Origin of the sequence: Rossellomorea sp. NRS-1567 (assembly GCF_050467885.1) — a bacterium.
Taxonomy (GTDB): Bacteria; Bacillota; Bacilli; order Bacillales; family Bacillaceae_B; genus Rossellomorea; species Rossellomorea aquimaris_C.
The window spans coordinates 60,795-80,499 of the sequence record NZ_JBITPL010000019.1; the positions used below are offsets into that span (position 1 = coordinate 60,795).

14 protein-coding genes and 2 riboswitches are annotated in these 19,705 nt (G+C 41.9%); of the genes, 5 read left to right on the plus strand and 9 right to left on the minus strand.

Translation table 11 applies throughout. From position 1 onward, the window contains the following. Nucleotides 1–59 precede the first annotated feature (59 nt). The 6 genes from ACIFOD_RS15400 to ACIFOD_RS15425 all read right to left on the minus strand — a co-directional run bounded on the left by ACIFOD_RS15400 (nt 60) and on the right by ACIFOD_RS15425 (nt 6,955). Nucleotides 60–1,043, minus strand: a complete 984-nt coding sequence (locus ACIFOD_RS15400; RefSeq protein WP_430315347.1) for a bile acid:sodium symporter family protein — start codon at nt 1,041–1,043, stop codon at nt 60–62. Next, nucleotides 1,040–2,437: an FAD-binding oxidoreductase gene (locus ACIFOD_RS15405; RefSeq protein WP_430315348.1), complete on the minus strand. Its 1,398-nt coding sequence runs from the start codon at nt 2,435–2,437 to the stop codon at nt 1,040–1,042. The genes ACIFOD_RS15400 and ACIFOD_RS15405 overlap by 4 nt, the downstream gene beginning before the upstream one ends. Nucleotides 2,438–2,769: 332 nt before the next feature. Continuing rightward, a complete protein-coding gene (locus ACIFOD_RS15410) occupies nt 2,770–3,867 on the minus strand; it encodes a threonine aldolase family protein (protein WP_430315349.1) in 1,098 nt (365 codons plus the stop codon). Nucleotides 3,868–4,041: 174 nt separating this feature from the next. Beyond that, the gene (locus ACIFOD_RS15415; protein ID WP_430315350.1) at nt 4,042–5,430 is read right to left on the minus strand and encodes a bifunctional metallophosphatase/5'-nucleotidase; all 1,389 of its coding nucleotides are present in this window, start codon (nt 5,428–5,430) and stop codon (nt 4,042–4,044) included. Between the two features lie 122 nt (nt 5,431–5,552). Continuing rightward, nucleotides 5,553–6,164, minus strand: coding sequence for a class F sortase (locus ACIFOD_RS15420; RefSeq protein WP_430315351.1), 612 nt, complete (start codon nt 6,162–6,164; stop codon nt 5,553–5,555). Further along, nucleotides 6,164–6,955, minus strand: a complete 792-nt coding sequence (locus tag ACIFOD_RS15425) for a DUF4397 domain-containing protein (protein ID WP_430315352.1) — start codon at nt 6,953–6,955, stop codon at nt 6,164–6,166. Before ACIFOD_RS15425 ends, ACIFOD_RS15420 begins: the two co-directional genes overlap by 1 nt. A 228-nt stretch (nt 6,956–7,183) precedes the next feature. Next, nucleotides 7,184–7,285, plus strand: a riboswitch (purine riboswitch). A 76-nt stretch (nt 7,286–7,361) separates the two neighbouring features. On the opposite strand from ACIFOD_RS15425, the gene ade reads away from it, so the two are divergent. After that, a complete protein-coding gene (ade, locus tag ACIFOD_RS15430) occupies nt 7,362–9,104 on the plus strand; it encodes an adenine deaminase (protein WP_430315353.1) in 1,743 nt (580 codons plus the stop codon). Nucleotides 9,105–9,144: 40 nt separating this feature from the next. Here ade and ACIFOD_RS15435 read toward each other — a convergent pair whose 3' ends face one another. The 3 genes from ACIFOD_RS15435 to ACIFOD_RS15445 form a co-directional block, all read right to left on the minus strand. Next, nucleotides 9,145–10,650: a flotillin family protein gene (locus ACIFOD_RS15435; protein ID WP_430315354.1), complete on the minus strand. Its 1,506-nt coding sequence runs from the start codon at nt 10,648–10,650 to the stop codon at nt 9,145–9,147. Between the two features lie 179 nt (nt 10,651–10,829). Continuing rightward, a complete protein-coding gene (locus tag ACIFOD_RS15440) occupies nt 10,830–11,198 on the minus strand; it encodes a DUF1761 domain-containing protein (RefSeq protein WP_430315355.1) in 369 nt (122 codons plus the stop codon). A 13-nt stretch (nt 11,199–11,211) separates the two neighbouring features. Then, nucleotides 11,212–12,150, minus strand: coding sequence for an AraC family transcriptional regulator (locus ACIFOD_RS15445; RefSeq protein ID WP_430315356.1), 939 nt, complete (start codon nt 12,148–12,150; stop codon nt 11,212–11,214). Between the two features lie 103 nt (nt 12,151–12,253). After that, a riboswitch (cobalamin riboswitch) is annotated at nt 12,254–12,444 on the plus strand. Between the two features lie 147 nt (nt 12,445–12,591). Between ACIFOD_RS15445 and ACIFOD_RS15450 the strand changes: the two genes are divergently transcribed. From ACIFOD_RS15450 to ACIFOD_RS15465, 4 genes are all read left to right on the plus strand, one after another. Beyond that, entirely contained in the window at nt 12,592–13,065 is a 474-nt protein-coding gene (locus tag ACIFOD_RS15450) for an acyl-CoA thioesterase (RefSeq protein WP_430315357.1), read from the plus strand. 200 nt (nt 13,066–13,265) lie between these two features. Beyond that, nucleotides 13,266–13,928 carry a VC0807 family protein gene (locus tag ACIFOD_RS15455; RefSeq protein ID WP_430315358.1) on the plus strand — a complete coding sequence of 221 codons (663 nt, stop codon included), beginning with the start codon at nt 13,266–13,268 and terminating at the stop codon, nt 13,926–13,928. Between the two features lie 121 nt (nt 13,929–14,049). Next, nucleotides 14,050–15,300, plus strand: coding sequence for a helix-turn-helix domain-containing protein (locus ACIFOD_RS15460; protein WP_430315359.1), 1,251 nt, complete (start codon nt 14,050–14,052; stop codon nt 15,298–15,300). 303 nt (nt 15,301–15,603) lie between these two features. Next, complete coding sequence (locus ACIFOD_RS15465) at nt 15,604–19,680, plus strand: S8 family serine peptidase (protein WP_430315360.1); 4,077 nt, start codon at nt 15,604–15,606, stop codon at nt 19,678–19,680. Nucleotides 19,681–19,705: the final 25 nt, after the last annotated feature.

Consider the following 19,705-nt stretch of genomic DNA (forward strand, 5'->3'; position numbering starts at 1 on the left):
TCTTATAAAAATGTGAATACCATTGTTCTTTCACTTCAACCATATCAAGTCTTCTCAATTCATAACCTTGCATTCGGACTAGCCGCACGAGGTACAAATTCCTCCTCTTTCTCTTCCTTCACAGGTTTCTTACTCCAGAACGTCGCAAGGATCGGCCCAGAAATATTATGCCACACGGCTGCTATCACACTTGGGAGTGCGGCAAGTGGTCCAAAGTGAGCAGTTGCAAGTGCGACTCCAAGTCCAGAGTTTTGCATCCCGACTTCAATCGAAATGGCTCTTCGCTTACTTTCATCTAATTTCATAAGAACTCCTGTGCCATACCCCAGTCCAAGTCCAAATAAATTATGCAGGATTACTGCCGTAAAAATGATCACTCCCGAGGTTGCGATATTTTCAACATTTGCTGAAACAACAGCCGATACGATGATTATGATTGCCAATACTGAAATCAACGGAATGACATTTAAACTTTTTTCCACTGTGCTCGGGAATAGCTTTCGAATGACTAACCCAAGTGTGATGGGTACGATGATCACTTGAACGATGGAAAGAAACATGGCGATTGGATCGACAGGAAGCCATTGACCTGCTAATGCTAATAAAATCAGTGGAGTCGCAATAGGTGCCAATAATGTTGACAGTGATGTCATGGCCACGGATAATGCCAGATTCCCTTTTGCCAAATACACCATGACATTGGACGCCGTCCCACCGGGAACCGACCCCAGTAATACCAATCCAGCCGCTAATTCATTAGGTAGATTCAGTATGTACGCTATCAATAGGGCACCTAGTGGCATGATGATAAATTGGGCCAGTACTCCTGTGATGACTGGCAACGGCTTCTTAAGAACAAGCTGAAAGTCGACGGGCTTTAATGTAAGTCCCATGCCGAACATCACGACACCTAATAGAATCGTTATGTAGCCGCCCAATGACAGGAATGGAGCAGGAACAAAATAAGCTACCGCCGCTACGAGGATGACCCAAATAGCGAAATACTTACCTGCCAGATTGCTGATCGTTTCGAGTAGTTTCATTTCTGTTCCTCCTTCTTTTTATGTACGAGTTTATGAGGATTAAAGAGTTCATTTGGGTCAAGTGCCAGCTTGATTTTCTCCATGACCTGCAAAGCACCACCGTGTTCCCTCTGTTGATACTTCATCTTTCCGACTCCTACACCATGTTCACCCGTACATGTGCCATTTCGTTCAAGGGCATACTCCACAATTTGTTCGTTATATAATTCCGCTCTCTTCACCTCTTCAGGGTCGTTTAAATCAATCATGAGTGATGTATGGTAATTCCCATCACCGACATGTCCGAGGATCCCCCCTATCAACTCTAATTCTTCCAGCCTTTTTCGAGCATGCTGTACGGCACCGGACAATTCTGAAATCGGCACACACACGTCTGTCACCATGAGCTTCCTTCCTGGATTTCCATGTACATAAGCATAGGCAAGATTATGCCTCGCTTCCCACAATCTATTCCTACCTGCAGTGTCTTCTTCAAACGCAATCTCTTCACATTTATGATCAGACATAATCTCTTTGGTGAATTCTACATCTTGTTGGAGACCTGCTTCATTACCATGAAACTCAAGAAAAAGAGTAGGTTTTTCTTTATAATCCGTCTCACTGAATCGATTTACTTGAACCATCGATGGTTCATCCACCAGCTCCACTCTCGCAATTGGAATGCCTGCTTGTAAAATGGATACGACCGCTTCCACTGCATCATTTATATGATTGAACGATGCTCGTGCCGCCACAATATGCTCAGGTATGCCATATACGCGTAAGGTCAGCTCCGTAATACATCCCAACGTGCCCTCTGAACCTACGAATAAACTGTTTAAGTGATAGCCGGACGATGATTTCTGAGCCATGTTTCCTGTATGAATCACTTCTCCATCCGGAAGAACCACTTCTAAATCCCGGACCTGATCCCGCATGACTCCATATTTTACAGAAGTCGTCCCACTCGCATTCGTGGCAGCCATGCCTCCGAGGGTCGCATCAGCACCGGGATCAACTGAAAAAAAGAGACCATACTTCTTCAATTCTTTATTTAACTGTGAACGTGTGACACCAGGCTGAACCTTTACGAGGAAATCCTTCTCCCTCACCTCGAGTATTTTATTCATCCGGGAAAAATCAATGGTAATTCCTTTATCATATGGAATCACATGACCTTCAAGGCTTGTACCCAGACCAAACGGGATAATTGGTGTGTGATGAGCAGCTGCCACCTTCACAATCCCGCTCACCTCCCCGGCACTCTCAGGGAATACCACTATATCCGGAGAGCTCGGCCTATGATAGGATTCATCCTTCCCGTGCTGCTCTAAAATCGTCTCATTCACCGTCACCCGATGACTGGCTACGACTTCCCCCAGTTCATCCACCAATCGACTATCCTTCACACTCATAAGCCCTCTCCCCTTCTAAAAAATGTATAATGTATCGAATTATACCTAATAATCAGAATATTTCAATAGTAAAAAAGATATTTCTTTCTCCGGAGAGGGACGGACCTCTGTTTATATTAGAAGAATGTGATAGGGACGGGATTCAATACTGAATAAAATGACGGGTGTGAGGTTCGTCCCTCCGAAAATAGCGGCACCGTAAATTGAGGGACGGACCTCCAAAATAGTGATTTATGAGAAGAATGCTGTAATGGCAAGGATTCTGTATTGGTGGAGGTCCGTCCCTCAAAAAAAAGCGGCACCGGAATCATCCGGTACCACTTTATGGTCGTTTATTTCTCTATCAATCTTTTCAATTTCTGATCCAACACCACAAATAGCTTACTCAATTCTTGTTTTGAAACGTTCTTGTATTGATCTCCTACGCTTACTTCATACGCACACTCATTTTCAGTCACTTCTTTTACATAACCAGTTAAACCGATACCTGTCTCGTCATACACATCCATCAAAATCGTTTCTATTTCTTTTTGCGGATAGTGGAAGAAGACATGAAACATATTGGAAACAGGCTTTTCTGGAAGGGTCGATACACCCTGGCAGGCGTTAAAAAGACCGGCAAGTTCTTTTGCTCCTTCGTAATACTGATCCATTTTGTTGATACGTTGATCAAAATAATGGTCTGCACTCAGGATGTAGGGATAGAGGCTGATGAGATCACCGCCATGACGTCTTTTCCATACCTTTGATTCTTTAGTAAACTCCTCGCTTCCTGCCAGGATCGCACCTGCAATTCCTCCGATTCCTTTATAGAATGAAATATAGACACTATCGAAAAGAGTACAGACTTCCTCTGCTGGTTTCCCATAATGGGGCAGAATTTCATAAAGCCTGGCACCGTCTAAATGAAGCTTGATTCCTTTATCCCGGCAGTATTCTGAGATGGCTTCGAGAGTCTCGTAGTTTGGTAGTTGACCACCGATTTCCCTTTGAGGCAGCTCTAACAGTAAGCATGCGATGTCCGTTTCAAGTCCAACTACGTCTTCCAGCCCAATCACACGTTCCTTGTCAGACAAAAGAATCGGTTCAATTCCATGTAATTTCTTCAACCCATCTTCTTCATGAATCTCTAAATGACATAAAGGATGGTACGCCACTCTGTGCAAATCTTTTTGATCGCACCAGATACGCAGGGCGATCTGCTGAGCCATCGTTCCACTTGGGAAGAAAACAGCACTTTCTTTTCCCAGATAGGCTGCCATTTTGTTTTGGAAGTCTTCTATTATTTTTCCTGATCCGTAAATATCGCTTTCAACGTCAGCATCTACATCCACTAAAGCACCTTTAAGAACATCCAGATTTCGTTTGCCATGTCCCTGAAGTTGATAATCAGTCTGTTTATACGCTTCAAATAAAGTCTTTTCTCCCATCGATTTGCTCCCTTTTTATGAGTTCATCACTTTTTCAATGAATCCCTTCACTCGTAATTTATATTCCTATTTTTTCTACCTTACAGCCTTCTGTGTGACCGGCAATCGTGTATAATGTAACAAATACTCAGAAAGAATTAACGATTGTCTCTTTGACACATCATGCATAGAATTCTAAGCCATGATGTCACTACTTTCCTTCCACCTGGTCATATAAGCTTTCTCTATAAAATCCTTCCGATCCCCGTACATCCGGATCACATCGCGTATTTCCTCCGGCAGGTATTGTTCATTCCTGTTATGGGCGAGGGATTCATAGCCGGATCCTCTTTGCAAATAATCAGAGGATGCAACGGAATACCACTTCTCATCTTCGAGAGGAACATTCCCAATGTGGATTTCCGATACTCTTTTACCATCATGAGTAATCTCTGCCCCTGAAACATGGAGCCTTCCAACGAATTTCCCCCGGAATCCTGGACCTCTTCCATCAGCTAAACAAACTCCAGCATCCAGAGAATGCTGAATTGCCGTACGAATATGCTTTCCTTGAATGTCAAAAGACGTTGGGTTCAGTGGCGATGGACAGATTTCGATCAATTTTTTATTGCTGATAAAATCAAATGCACCAGCGTTCACTATTCCACTATTTATCAAGCCAAGATCGCATTTCAACATGTCCTGCAGCCCGTCGGCGATTAAATTCGTGATTGGATTCTCTTCAATCACATCATGCCAAAGTGACTGGTCGAGTTTATATAATGACCTGCTTAATACGTCAATCGCTTTCTTTTTATTTTCTTTTAATATGGCAACGACCTCTTTATCGATAGGAGAAGACCCGGATGCAATCGTTTCCCCCCGGAGTAATTTGACACCATCCTTTGTTACATCCACTTCCACAATACCAACGTATTCCCCATAACAACCGGCACTATTCATCACGGTCCCGTTTATTACTTTTGCTTGTGGATAAAGCTTGTGGTCATGAGCAGATAAGATGATATCTATTCCATCAAGTTCATTCGCCAGCTCATCATCTTCTAGTGTCCCTACATGATTGAGAAGAATGCAAACATCATAGTTTCCACGATTACGCTCTATTTCCTCTACGATTGCATTTTTAAAATCGGTAATATGCACACCCAGACCGTCATTGAAACCTCCTAAGTCCGGAGACGAACCTGTAATCAAGATACGTAAACCGTTTTTTTCCAGTATGACGCTTGGTTTTACCCCATTGGCCACCGTTTTATCTTTCCTATAAAGATTATTACTAATAAACGGTACGGGAGTATTACTTGCCATATGCTCAAGGGTATCGAATCCATTGAACATTTCATTGTTTCCAATTGTTAACGCATCATAGCCGACAAATTCCAACAGTTCGATAGCTGCCATTCCTCTCGTTCCTTGAAGCTCGACGCTTCTGAAATCAGCAAAGTCCCCCCCATCAAGAATAAGTGTGTTCTCGTCTTTATGCGCTTTTATCAAGGACGCTGCCCTCGAGAACGCTTCAAAATGACTGTGCAGATCATTGGTATGAATAATTTTTAATTTCATCTTAACCTCCAAAGTGTTTTTCAGAAAACTCTCTCTATTAATAGTAAAGGAAATCAGGTTGGTGTAAAGGATTTTTATGGAAATAAAAGAGCTTATCTTCCACGTAACGGGAGATAAGCTCTTCAAATTCCTTTATTCTCTTCGACCAGTTCTGTAAAGACAACCAATCGTTCTACGTAATTATCGATTTCCCGGTCAAAATAACCTGTGCATGTTATCAAATTAAGCATGCGTTTTTCACTAGGACCGAAAATGGTTCTAAGAGGTGCGTCATCTTTTTGATAAGCGACTTTTTCCCTTACTACAAATGTCAGGGTTGCTCCATTTTCATCTCGCAAATGGATTTGGTCGCCAGGTTCAAGCTCTTTTAATTCAAAAAAGACAGCAGCCTTTTTCTCGTCATCTACATGTCCAGCCAGAACGGCATTCCCTTTTTCTCCTGGTTGAAAGCCCGGTTCAAACCATGCAACTTCCTTTCCATTGTCAGGAAGCTCCATGTTACCTTCCTTATCGAGTCCAAATTTCTTGATAGGAGCTTCGAGGTCAAGTTTCGGTATGGAAAGAGTAGCTGGTGACATACCATATTCTTCTTTTTGCGGTTCAGGAATAACGGGTTGAACAGGCTGTTCAATGGTGGATGATTGAACTTCTCTTTTCGTAACCGATTGAGGCTCTTCGGCAACACATGCCGCCAGAAGAGCCATCAAAGGGATAGACAATAGTAGTCTTTTCATTATTTTTGCAGTTTTTTGCGTGTAACAAATAGTATAGCTGCTCCACCTAATACCGTTGCAGCCAGCACCATAGGAAGAGTAGATGATTGTTCAGTCGCTGCTCCACCCATCCCTGTTTCAGGCATGCTGCCAGGCATCAATGTATAATCTTTCAGGACAAGTACTTCCAATTGATCTGCTGTATTGATTGCAAACACACTGTATACTGTGTTTTCTTCAAGCATTGTTCCAGACAGGTCCAACACTTGATCTCCTTCTGGTGTTCTGATCTCTAAGTCATATGTTCCTGCATCTAATTCCTGATAATCAGTAATCGCTTTGAATTCAGCTCCACTGAACAACGCATCTCCACCTACAAGACCAACATCAACGGTCGGTGCATCCGGAGAAAGATGTCCAACGCGCACCTTAGTCATTCCTTCTGTTATTTCCATTGAATCCTGCGCTACGACTAATTCCAGGTTTTCCACTGTATTAGCAGCCGCGACGGTGTAAGCCATTCCTGCTTCAACCGTTAAATCTTGAGAAATGACTGGGTCTTCGCTTCCCAATGTGCCTGCAGCATAAATTTCTACTTTATGGTCCCCTGCAGGAAGATTCATATAATCTGTTGCTGCTTTAAACTCTGCGCCTTCAACCACTGCATTTCCATCCACATACACATCGACAGCCGGAGCATCAGGAGAAGCATGGACAATACGCACCATCGCATCATTCTCAGCCGCAAAAGCACCTCCAGCCAGTGATAACATTAACATGACAGTTGCCAAAATCGAGAAAATCTTTTTCATTTCTTCCACTCCTTTTGTGATTTGTACAAGTTTTGTATTTTACTTGTACATTAAATGTATAACTAGCAAAGAAATATATCAACTATTAAACTGTCCGGTTAGCACATTCAACTCTCTGAGACATTTTCACTCACAAAAGGGAAGATTATTTTCTATAAAGTAGGTAAACTGATTACCATTGACACATTCCCTCCGATGCATATAAAATGTGAAATAATCATTTTCAACAAATAATATCATCCACATACTCGTATAATATTGGAAATATGGTCCAAAAGTTTCTACCAAACTACCGTAAATGGTTTGACTACGAGAGGGAGCAGGGGCAGGAGTCCCTTCTCTTCTCTCTCTATGTCAAACCCTGGGTGCATCCCGGGGTTTTTCATTTAGATAAGGAGAGGATTTCATGGATACAAAAAAAGCTATACTGAAAAAAAGAATTGCAGCTGCGAATAAAGACAACCTTGCAGATCTGGTCATAAAGAATGGGAAAATAATAGATGTGTTTAATCTTGAAATCATGGATGGAGATGTCGCGATTACCGATGGAATGTTCGTTGGAATTGGAGAATTTGAAGGGAAGCAGGTCATCGACGCCAAGGGGAGATATATTAGCCCGTCCTTTATCGATGCACATGTTCATATTGAATCCTCCATGGTGACACCATCTGAATTTGCAAAAGTCGTCCTTCCTCATGGGGTCACGACCGTTATTACAGACCCTCATGAAATCGGGAATGTAGCCGGAGAAGAAGGAATTGGATTTATGCTCGATGATGCAGGGAACATTCCATTAGATGTGTTTACCATGCTTCCATCCTGCGTGCCGGCAACTCCATTTGAAAATGCAGGAGCAACGCTGACAGCAAAAGAGCTGAAACCTTTCTATAAGCATGAGCGTGTCCTTGGACTCGCAGAGGTAATGGACTACCCATCCCTCCAAAAAGGCGATGATTCCATTGTTGATAAAATTACTGTCACTTCAGAGTATAGTCACAATATAGACGGACATTTAGCAGGGCTTTATACAAATGCGATCAATGTTTATAAATCCGCAGGTATTCGAACCGATCATGAATGCACCACAGTCCCTGAAGCATTGGAACGAATACGCCGGGGTATGTACCTTCTCATTCGTGAAGGATCCGTGGCCAAAGATTTAAAATCACTTATTGGGGTTGTTAACGAAAGAAATTCCCGTCGCTGTCTATTCTGTACAGATGATAAGCACTTGGATGACTTAATCGAGGAAGGCAGCATCGATCACAATATCCGCTTAGCAATCAAGGAAGGGCTCGACCCTCTATTGGCGATTAGCATCGCCTCTTTGAATGCTGCTGAATGTTATGGATTACACAGGAAAGGCGCAATTGCACCTGGATACGATGCGGATTTTTTATTCCTGGATGACCTTAAAACGGTCTCTATAACAGAGGTGTACAAAGAAGGGAAACAAGTAGCTGCACATGGTCAGTTTGTCGGCGACTCAATCCTAAAACCGGCGCCAAAAACATCGTTGACTTCAACTGTTCATATTCCTGTGCTCACTGAAAAGCATCTCCAAATTGAAATGGGCGGTACAAAAGAAGCTCATATCATCGAAATCATTCCTAACCAGCTTAGAACCAATAAAAAGATTGAAAAGGTTGAAGTAGAAAATGGATTCTTTATCCCTTCTATTCAACAGGATCAACTTAAAATGGCTGTCGTTGAAAGACATAATGGGACGGGAAACATTGGCCTGGGGATTGTAAATGGATTCGGTTTGAAAGAAGGAGCCATCGCTACCACCATTGCTCATGATTCACACAATATTGTCGCAACTGGTACAAATGATCGTGACATCCTGCTAGCCATCAAGGCGCTTAACGATATGAATGGCGGCCTGGTGATGGTGAGAGAAGGAAATGTCATAGCCTCTCTTCCATTACCGATTGCGGGGTTAATGTCTGATCAGGGATTTGAAGAGGTGGTATCAGGGCTCCGCGAGTTGAAAAATGCATTTGTAGCATTAGGATTCTCCGGGGACTTTAATCCATTTCTGACTCTCTCTTTTCTCACTTTGCCTGTGATCCCTGAGTTGAAGCTGACAGATTTAGGATTGTTTGATGTTAAAAGTTCCCGGCATATTGAAGTTGGGGTAACATAAGAAAAGAGATGTCTACATTGCTGAGACATCTCCATTTTCCTTATTTACTTTGAACTTCTTCTTTTGACTCTTTTTCTTCGCTCGTTACAGCAACTTCCTTGTCAGCTGACTCTGAAATGGCTGGCTGGTAAGGTCTTTCCTGGGATCTGTTTGCATATGACTTCAGCAATTCACCTACATCGATGCCTGTCATTTCCCGTAGCGGTTCCTGCATGTCAAGCATCGTTCTGGTGATGCTTTTCCCAAAGGAAGGAACTCCCTGGCCATTACCGGAATCAATGATTTTAACAGAGTCAATATTGTTCAGAGGCTGGGCAATTTTCTCTGCGAAAACTGGCAGCATTTCGATTAGTTTCTCTGTAATGATGACATCGCCATGTTTCTCCATTGCTTCTGCCAGCAGTTTACGGGATTCGGCTTCCGCCTTCCCTCGCTCTCTGATAACATCGGCTTCGGCAGAACCTTCTTCTCTACGGATCTTGGCTTTCGCTTCCCCGTCAATTTCAGCCTTGCGAGCTTCGGCTTCCGCTTTACGAGTGGTTTCGTAGTATTCGGCATCTGCTTTCGTTTTACGAACTTTTGATTCTTCTGCTTCAAGCTTAACGGCACGTTCACGCTCAAGGAATTGAAGGGTTAACTCTTCTTCTTTCACTTCCTTGGTAAGTTTGGCTTTTTCCAACTCATAGGACTGTTCGGACTTTGCTCTCGCCCGCTCTGTTTCTTCTTTGAAGGCTGCGTCTTTGATGTCCTTCTCTTTTTTCGATTGGGCAATGGTAATTTGACGCTTATATTCTTCCTCTTTCGCTTCCTGATCGGTTTGGGCCCGGTGAATACGGGTTTCACGCTCGGTGTTTGCTTCTGCAATTTCAGCTTGCTTGCGAACCTCGGCGATACGTGGACGACCAAGATTTTTTAAGTATCCATTTTCTTCGTCTGCATCCCTTATGTCAGTTAACCCGAGTGACGTAATTTTGAAGCCCATGAGATCCAGCTGTTTCTGGGCGATTTCTGATACGTCAGCGTTAAATTTTTCACGGTTGCTGTTAATGTCTTCAACAGTCATTTTGGAAAGAATCGCACGAAGATTACTTCCCAGTACCTCGATGATTTCATCTTCAATTTCTTTTTGATCCTTACCAAGGAACTGCTCGGCATAGTTCGCAATCCCGTTTAATGTGTCGGCCACCTTCACCATCGCCACTGCATCTGCAACGATTGGTACTCCGCCATTTGTGTACACTCTAGGTGTCGATAGTTTTAATTGGAAGGATGTAAGATTAACAGGTGTGGATGTTTGGAAACGTCTTAATCTGTACCCCCCACCCCTGATGATTTTCATGGAACGTCCTTCCTGGTCGGTGAAAATATTCGTTTCCTTTTCAGGATCCCCCAGTTTCGGTCCGGTAATGATCAGTGCCTGGTTGGATCTCGCTGTACGATAACGGAACCTCATCCAGAAATAATAGGCAATTCCTGCAATAGCTGCAATAACCAGAACAGGAATCAGGAACATAAAAAATCCGATGATACTTAATGATTCTAGCATTCTGACAACCCCTCTCAACATTTTCTATAAATCAGTCGAGCAACTGACTTATTATTTAATAAAATGGCTAGCTACAATACTATCTACGGAAGAGTGTTAGAAAAGTTTCAATAATTTAGGTGAATCTCCTAATTTTATATAAAAAAAGCTCGAACCTTTAAATAGTTCGAGCTTACAATCTATAACAACCAGCCGTGTACAGCCCCTAGCAGGGTAAATATGATGAGATGATCTCCAATCGCGATAAGAAACATCCGTTTTGTCATAAGACCAAATAGAGCATTTTTCAAGTAGACAATGGAAATAAGAATTCCAATGAATACACCTGTCAAAGCTCCTTCGACTAGTCCATTGGAACCGGTGGCTTGAACGAAAATCCCAACAAGAAGTGAGCTGATAAATGCAACAATAACAGCCACTGCATATTTAATCGGTCCAGTACTATCCTGTTCCTTCTTCCCTAGTAAAATAGAATAATAAATTCCGCCGTATACCATATACACCAGAGCCCCCGCTAAAACCGCGAGCAAATTCACATTTAATTCCATCCCTATTCCTCCATTAATTCGGCTCAATGGCTAAAGCGATCGCTTTAATGTTACATCCAATATCGAGTGTTCCTTGTAGATTGATCATTTCCACAAGTTCAATCGGATTCCCAAGGTATCTGTATCCGCTTTTCGGCAGCCAATAGCTGTAAAGTTCAGAATAGCATTCGATTAACTTCCCTCTTTCCCGGTAGTCGACAGGTTCATCGAATTCATAAACCACATGCTTACTGCCTCGAAATGGATAGAGTTCCTCATCCTCCGCGTCATTTTGATTTTCGATTGCCATGCGACACTCATACCTGCTTTTTTCAGGTGGGGTAATATAAGGGTTGCTCTTTGGAACTCCAAATATCAAAGGACTCTTCTCTATGAGGTTTCTGGCATTTCCCCATCTGTATAGATCTTGCCAGGCTTCTGGAATGCCTTCGATATATGACCCGATATGAAATCTATTGACGGTTGAACACTCTGGAAAATGAGCGATCTTCACTTTCGATAAATCCAGCCATTTAAACTCATTATAGGATTCTTCATCCTGGAATGCTTTCGCTTTTGTGCTGAAAAGTTTAGATTTCTTGCTATTAAGATATTCCCGCGGAAAACGCTCTAAATAGGCACCTTCCCGCCAGCTTTTGGGGCTGGTTTTAAAGTAAACATTAAAAGAATAGGTGAAATAGGATAATGATGAAAAACCACATATGAACGCAATTTGTGTGATAGGAAGCTGTGGTTCGTAAATGAGCATATGCGCTGCATTTTCCAGGCGCATTCTTTTCACATAACCTGCCGGTGTTTCACCGATCAGCCCTTTAAACAACCTCTGAAAGTGATAAGGGGAATAGGTTGATACTTTGGCCAACTGTTCTAAAGATAAATCTTCGCTTAGATGTTGATCGATATACTCTACTACTTTATCGATTTGGTTTCTTTGTATTTTGTCTTGGGGCATTTTTCAGACCTCACTACCTTTTTGAAAACCACTTGTTTATAAATTTTACCATAATCCTTCTCCTCACTCACTAAGGGTTATGATAAAATAAAAGCGTTCACAATTTAATCATTGCTCATTGGTGAAGATGATCTTTAGCTCATTTTCTTAAAAGGGAAGTTGGTGAAAGTCCAACGCGGTCCCGCCACTGTAAGGCTGAGAATTCGTATGGATCCACTGTTTCGAATCGAAATGGGAAGGAATGCGAAATCGCTGACGCTGAGCCAGGAGACCTGCCAAATGAGAAGAACACAGAAGTTCCTACGGGAGATAGGAGGGTGTTGCGCTAAATGAGCCACATGAGGAATCACAGGATTCTGGACGTTCGCTTGAAATAGCTGCATCTTCTTTTTCAAAAGGAGATGCTTTTTTGTTTCTTACTACAAACAGGGAGATGAGAAAATGGAGCAAGCCTATTCAGTGGAACGTTCACGAACCATACAAACAAAATTGGTATTGCCGCCTGACACCAATCATATGCAGACCATCTTTGGAGGGAAGGTCCTTTCCTATATTGATGAGATTGCGGCACTATCCGCCATGAAACATTCAAGTTCAGTCGTCGTTACGGCATCGATTGACTCGGTGGACTTCTTATCGTCTGCCACGGTTGGCGACGCTTTAAGCCTGGAAGCATACGTCACTTCCACAGGCAGGACATCAATGGAAGTGTATGTAAAGGTGTACTCTACGAATCTCGTAACGAGTGTCAAAACACTGACGACGGAATCATTCCTGACAATGGTCGCCGTTGATGAAAATGGTAAGCCTAAGCCGGTACCAAGGGTCATACCACAGACGGAAGAAGAATCGAGGCTATTCAAAACGGCTCATTTGCGAAAAGAGCATAGAAAAAATCGGGCGCTTATTTTGTAAACAGTCCCTGATCGCTGAATATCCGGATAACCAAAACACTCAGGGTTTTCTAAGCTCTGGGTGTTTAAAAAGACCATTATCCTATCACTTTTTCAAAAAGGGAATTGGGACACAATTGGCAAAATCAACTGATATCGTGAAACTTCTTCCATCCTTGTCCGTATGAATAGTATTAGTAAATAAAAGGAAGAGGGATAAAGTTGAAAAGGAATTTTGTCTTACTGGACTTATTGATTTATGTAGCACTACCACTTTTCGTATGGAATATCATGAGGGATTACATTGGAGATTACTATGCCATGCTCCTTTCCTCTGTTCCAGGAATCATTTATACGGTTTATCGTTTTATCGAAATGAAGAAAGTAAATACATTTGGCTTGTTCATTTTAGTCACGCTGATTGTCGGTACTCTGATTGACGTACTGGCTGGTTCCTCCATCCAACTCCTATGGAATAATGTATACTATGCCGCTGCTTTAAGTTTATTTTTCTTCATCACCATATTGTTACGAAAACCGATTTCCCTTTTCTTCGGACTTGACTTCGCAGAGCTTCAAGGATACGACCGTACCTTTAGTAAGCGACTCTACTATAAAAAGCCTCTTTATCGAATCTTTCAATTAATCACGCTATGTTTTGCATTAAGAAGTGGGATTCTGGCAATTGTTAAAGCATGGCTTATCCTGGAGTACGGGGTTGAAGCATTCGATAAAGGGATTATACTCCGCCAAGCCTTTAGCTGGATCATGACCGGGATTACCGTGGCTAGTTTCATTTATATAGGGAAGATCATACAGGATTCCCCCCAATTGGTGAAGGAAGTTCAGATCGAACTGGATGAGGAAGAGAGAAAATCAGTTTAGGGACTCAATTTCTATTGATTTGGATGTTATTGCCTTCAGACCTCCGTCTTGTCCCCCATCTATAGAACAAACAAAGATATTTCCCTATAATGATAAATAAACTGTTCACTCGGGGTGTACTATGATTGAAGGTAAATTAATTAAATTTCATCGAGAAGATTCGGGTTTGACTCAGGAGCAGCTTGCACATGGGATCTGCTCCACCACCCATCTAAGTAAAATCGAAAGAGGCATCACAGAGTATTCCAGTGAAATTACTGATTTACTTGCAAAAAAGCTTGGAATCAATATGGATAGTGAACGTTCCCGCTATCATTCCTTACAGGTAAAATTATCAGAATGGAACGATGCGATCATTATGATTCGTACCAACGAAATCCACCAATTAAAAGGGGAAATTGAAAAGGAACCTTTAAGGTTTCTATCTGACTTCTTTGTCCAATATAACCTTTTCTTAACAAGATATTATCTTTTTTTGAATAAACATGGAAAAGCAAAAGAAATCCTGGACCTGTTCGAACATAAAAACTACTCCCTTTCCCCTTTCGAACATAATTTATTGCTCCATGTCAAAGGGATCTATTATCATTCAACAAGGCAGTTTGATTCTTGCATTAAAGCATTGAAACAGATTGACGAAGAATATCCAAACTCCGAATATTATTTTCATTTGGCATTGGCGTATCATTCCATTCATTCAAACACCTTTGCCTATTATTATGGGCAAAGAGCACTGCACTTTTTCCAGAAAACATTGAATATCCTGAGGGTCATCGATTCGGAAACCTTAATCTTAATCCAATTGAATGCCAAGGAACCCTTTGATATGGAAGAAACCAAACAACAGTATGATAAGCTCCTCAGGGTCTGTGAATCCGTAAATTCCAAGGAAAGGGCGCATAAAATCCATAACAATCTGGGATTCGAATATTTTAGGAGAAAACGATATTCTGAATCAAAAGAATCCTATGAAAAAGCATTAAAACTTATTAATGAGTGTACGCCAGCGTCACATTATTTAGTCACACTTAGCGGATATATACTTGCTTGTATGAAAGGGAATCTGCTTTCTTCCGAAGAACTCAATCATTTAGCGACAAAAGGACTAAAGATGGCAACTCAGCACCAGGACCCCACCTACGTATTCTTTGAAATATACTTACTTACCATAAAAGGAAATGAACAAGAACTATATGAGTATATTGAAAATACAGCTCTCCCCCATTTCAACAAAACGGGGAGCAAGTTGATGTATCAGCATTATGAAAGACAACTATTTTTACATTATGTAAAAACCGGGCAAACAGAGAAAGGATTCCAACTTGCATCCAATAAAATGTCCAATGAAATAAGCTATTACGAATTAGAGTAATTACACTTTTAATGATAAAAGGAGGTTTTCTTTTATCATTTTTTTATTTGGCTGATTTCACGTTGATTGTTAAGTGACTATATTTGTTTGGTTTTATTAACAACCCCAACTCACCGTCATTATTTCGCAACTTTCCTCCTACCCCCTCCTCAAAATCAGAAGATAAATAATCGTTCAATTCCAATAAGCGGGTAAATAGTCCCTAAACAAACCCCCATACAAACATGACAGATTTAAATTTACAATATTAATTGTAATAATATTTAGAATTATCTCACTAACAAATACAGAAAAGAGGTAGAAATGATGAATGGATCTTCCATCGCAAAGAAATCAGCTGTGATTGCATTATCCACTGGATTACTCTTATCCCCCGAATCGAGCTACTCCTCTCCAACAGCTACAGCTGCGGATTGGAAAGCAGAAACGATTTTATCTTCTTTGACAGAAGAGCAAAGACAAGCCTTGCATCAACTGGAATTAAATAACGCAGAGGGCCTCCAAGGATTTCAACCGAATGAATTGGCATCCGGTGAAGAGATTTCCGTTATCGTCCAATTTCAATCCAAACCTGGGCATGTAGCGGTACTAGAAGCTGCAGTAAAAGGAAAAACGGTAAAGAAAGAAGACGCCAAAGCTCAAGTGGAGAAAGAACATAAGATTTTTAAAGAAGATGTTGCGAAACATCTATCTCCTATTCTTGTAAAAGGGAAAAAGATAGAGCCGAAAATCACCCAAACCTATAAAGAAGCATATAACGGTGTGGCGATGACCCTTCCAGCCAACCAAATCGAACTGCTGCTTAACTCAGAAGCGGTCAAAGCTGTATTTAAAAACCAGACCTATACAGTCGATCCGGTTCAACAAGACCTTCCTAATGATGTAGACCGTGAAATCACAACATCTGTTGAAAGCATTCCTTATTTAAAAGTGGATGAATTACATAAGGAAGGAATAACAGGAGACGGAATAAAAGTTGGCGTCATTGACACAGGCGTTGATTATAACCATCCTGACTTAAAAGATGCCTACAAAGGCGGATATGATTTTGTTGACGACGATGCGGATCCAATGGAAGCAACGTATGAAGATTGGAAGAGTACGAGTGAAGCAGAGTTCAGTTATACGGGAAGTTCCTATTATACTTCTCATGGTACTCATGTATCCGGAACCATTGTAGGACAAAACGAGAATGATAGTGAAGTATCGGTAGAGGGTGTTGCTCCAGATGCAGACCTATATGTGTATCGTGTCCTTGGTCCTTACGGAAGTGGTTACACGGAAGACGTCCTTGCAGGAATTGAGAAATCGATTCAAGATGGTATGGATGTCATCAACCTATCATTGGGAGCAGGTGTCAATGATCCTTATTATCCTACAAGTACCGCTCTTAACTATGCCGTATTAAACGGTGTGACGGCCGTTGTTTCAGCAGGGAATGCAGGACCAAATGACTTTACCCTTGGCTCTCCTGGTACAGCTGCTCTAGCTTTGACAGTCGGGGCGAGTGATGTCCCTGTTTCCCAAACCACTTTTACCGGTCAAACGACAGATGGCTGGTCAACTGGCATTGTGAGTATGGCTAGAGGATTCGCTCATACATTTGCTAGTCTGGAAGATCAATCACTAGAATTAGTAGATGTTGGCCTTGGATATGAAAAAGACTATGAGAATAAAAATGTAGAAGGAAAGATCGCTTTTGTTCAGCGAGGAAATTTTGCACTGAATGACAAAGTGAAATTCGCGAAAGAACATGGTGCCAAAGCCGTGATCATGTACAACAACGCAGAGGGTCATGTAGGATATAACCTTGGCGAATCTGCCCATTACGTTCTGGCCTTCTCGATGACAAAGGCTGCCGGGGAAAAGTTAAAAGCAGCAATGGCCAATGGCACATCCAGCTTCACGTTTACGAACTTAGAAGAAAGCTTTACAGAGGGTGACCAGTTAGCCGATTTCAGTTCAAGAGGTCCAGTCAACAAAAGCTTGGATATGAAACCTGAAGTGGTAGCTCCCGGGGTCAGCGTTCTATCGACTTTCCCTTCTTTTATGATCGATCCTGAGAACACGGATGACTATCAGTATGCTTACTCAAGACTTTCAGGAACCTCGATGGCTTCTCCTTTCACAGCGGGGGTTGCTGCTTTACTATTAGGTGAGAATCCGGATCTCGAGCCAGCTGATATTAAAACGATACTCATGAACTCATCTGATCCTTTGAAGGGTGATTATAGCGTATTTGAGGTTGGTGCAGGAAGAGTGGATCCGTATCAAGCCCTTCACAGTCAAACAAAGATTCAAATAAAAGATGAGACGTTGCTTCCTAGCGGCGAAGAACTGATTGCAATCGATAACCCAACTGGTTCACTTAGCTTTGGAAATCAGGTGGTGGCCGAAGGGGATCACCTCCGCGTACAAAAGAGCTTTGAAATCACAAATAATAGCGATCAAAAGAAAATCTTTGACATTACCTTTGAAGAAAATGTACAGGAAGGCACCTTAAGTCTCAAGGATAATGGAGTTGAAGTCACTTCAGACAAGTCCATTAAGGTGAACGGCGGCAATAAAAAGTCCTCAAATCTCTTCCTGACGATGCCAAAAACCGCTTCAAAAGGGATTTATGAGGGATACCTTGCTGTCACAAACCGAGATGATCAAACAGAAAGCTACCGGGTGCCATTTAGCGTGAAGAGATCGGAGGAAGGTTTTAACACCCTTGAATTGTTATCCCCTACCTATGCACCTCCACAGTATACTCATGGTTATGATCCATACCGCTATCCTTGGGCACTGGTTGAATTCAACCTGAGTTCACCGATGCTAGGCATGGATGTGATCCTGCAGGACGGGGGTACAGGTGAAGATTTGGGGTTAATCGGTACCATTGATTTACAGGGTGCCCTGCTCGATAACAACTACTTATTAAGGGCATTCCAGGGTGGCTATTACGCATTTACCGGAAATAAGAAAAATCCGGTTTCAGAAGAAATGACCATCGCTAAACCAGGTCACTATAAAATTAAGTATGCGATGACAGATCCAAAAGGCAAAGTAAAAACCAAAACTGAGCATTTCTATATCGATATTGAAGGGCCTGCATTCAAGAGTTCCCTGGATGGTGAGTCCCCGTTCCTTGAATATCAGCCAGGTCAGGAAACGTATCCTTTTGAAATTGAAATAACGGATCCACTTATTGAAGACATGAAAGAAGCGGGGATCGACGCAGATCAATCCAAAAACTTTATGATATACTATTGGAATTCACCTTTCCCTTCATCCCCGCTTTATATGGATGAGAGCGGTAAGTTTGTCGAAGAAATCGCGATGAACGAGAACGTGGAAGCCCTCAACTTTAGAATGAAGGGGTATGATATGGCCGGGAACAATAGCCTGTTGAAGAACTATTTCTTTATTAAAGAAGGTACACCGAACGCGTATCTGAAAACCGATGTCGATACCGTTGTAACAGGTGAAACCGTAAAGGCAGCCTTAGTACTGGATAATGTTCAAGATGCAAAGGAAGCCAGCTGGACATTTAAAGATCACTACGGAAAAAAACCTGAAGTGATCGATGCCAAGCTATCCGGGGAGTTTCTAGATAAAGCGTCCCTGACACTTGAAGGAAATCAAATTAAAGTCACCTTCAATGAACCTGTTCTATTATTCGATCATAGTGCGATCGTTGAGGTGCACGTAAAACTTCAAGATGAAATCTTCACGAAAGAAGATGGAATGGACCCGGCGGTAACCGTTACAAATTCTAACAATGAAACAATGAATATACTACATGCTGGTGCTGGATTCACTGTAAATCCTGACTTTAATTCAATTAAGGGATTCTTAAGCCCTGAAGGGTTTGATAGCGGGAATGGCTACAATGCCAAGAAGGATTGGTCAAAAGCAGATGCAACTGTAGAATTCGAAAATTCAACAGGAGACGTCTTTACACCATCTTCCATCACAGATAATGGTGAGTACTCCATAGAGAAACTTCCATTAAACAAAGACCCTTATGATATAACTGTAACACTTCCAGGCCACTTCTTAACTAAGAAGAATAAGGAGAAAATCGGTTATGAGTACAATGGAGAACTTTATGGAAAATATCATAGAGTCAGCAATATGAAACTTGTCGGAGGAGATGTCAACCAGGATAACGTCATCGACATCCATGATGCCATCGCCATTCAGGATGCCTGGAATACAAATAATCGTGCTGCCGACATCAATTTCGATGAGGTGGTGGATGCGAATGATATGAAGTTTGTTCAAGAGAACTATCTGTTACAGAATGAGCATGTTAAGGAAGCCCCTGCTCCAGTTGAATCAGCAGACGGGAAAACGTTGGATTCGATTTTAGCGGAATTAGGACTGAACTAAGCAGCATTTAAGAATTTAAAGGAAT

Bases quoted from the DNA above. Each gene is read 5' to 3' on its own strand.
- ACIFOD_RS15400 (WP_430315347.1), bottom strand. From the start codon at position 1,043: ATGAAACTACTCGAAACGATCAGCAATCTGGCAGGTAAGTATTTCGCT.
- ACIFOD_RS15405 (WP_430315348.1), bottom strand. From the start codon at position 2,437: ATGAGTGTGAAGGATAGTCGATTGGTGGATGAACTGGGGGAAGTCGTA.
- ACIFOD_RS15410 (WP_430315349.1), bottom strand. From the start codon at position 3,867: ATGGGAGAAAAGACTTTATTTGAAGCGTATAAACAGACTGATTATCAA.
- ACIFOD_RS15415 (WP_430315350.1), bottom strand. From the start codon at position 5,430: ATGAAATTAAAAATTATTCATACCAATGATCTGCACAGTCATTTTGAA.
- ACIFOD_RS15420 (WP_430315351.1), bottom strand. From the start codon at position 6,164: ATGAAAAGACTACTATTGTCTATCCCTTTGATGGCTCTTCTGGCGGCA.
- ACIFOD_RS15425 (WP_430315352.1), bottom strand. From the start codon at position 6,955: ATGAAAAAGATTTTCTCGATTTTGGCAACTGTCATGTTAATGTTATCA.
- ade (WP_430315353.1), top strand. From the start codon at position 7,362: ATGGATACAAAAAAAGCTATACTGAAAAAAAGAATTGCAGCTGCGAAT.
- ACIFOD_RS15435 (WP_430315354.1), bottom strand. From the start codon at position 10,650: ATGCTAGAATCATTAAGTATCATCGGATTTTTTATGTTCCTGATTCCT.
- ACIFOD_RS15440 (WP_430315355.1), bottom strand. From the start codon at position 11,198: ATGGAATTAAATGTGAATTTGCTCGCGGTTTTAGCGGGGGCTCTGGTG.
- ACIFOD_RS15445 (WP_430315356.1), bottom strand. From the start codon at position 12,150: ATGCCCCAAGACAAAATACAAAGAAACCAAATCGATAAAGTAGTAGAG.
- ACIFOD_RS15450 (WP_430315357.1), top strand. From the start codon at position 12,592: ATGGAGCAAGCCTATTCAGTGGAACGTTCACGAACCATACAAACAAAA.
- ACIFOD_RS15460 (WP_430315359.1), top strand. From the start codon at position 14,050: ATGATTGAAGGTAAATTAATTAAATTTCATCGAGAAGATTCGGGTTTG.
- ACIFOD_RS15465 (WP_430315360.1), top strand. From the start codon at position 15,604: ATGATGAATGGATCTTCCATCGCAAAGAAATCAGCTGTGATTGCATTA.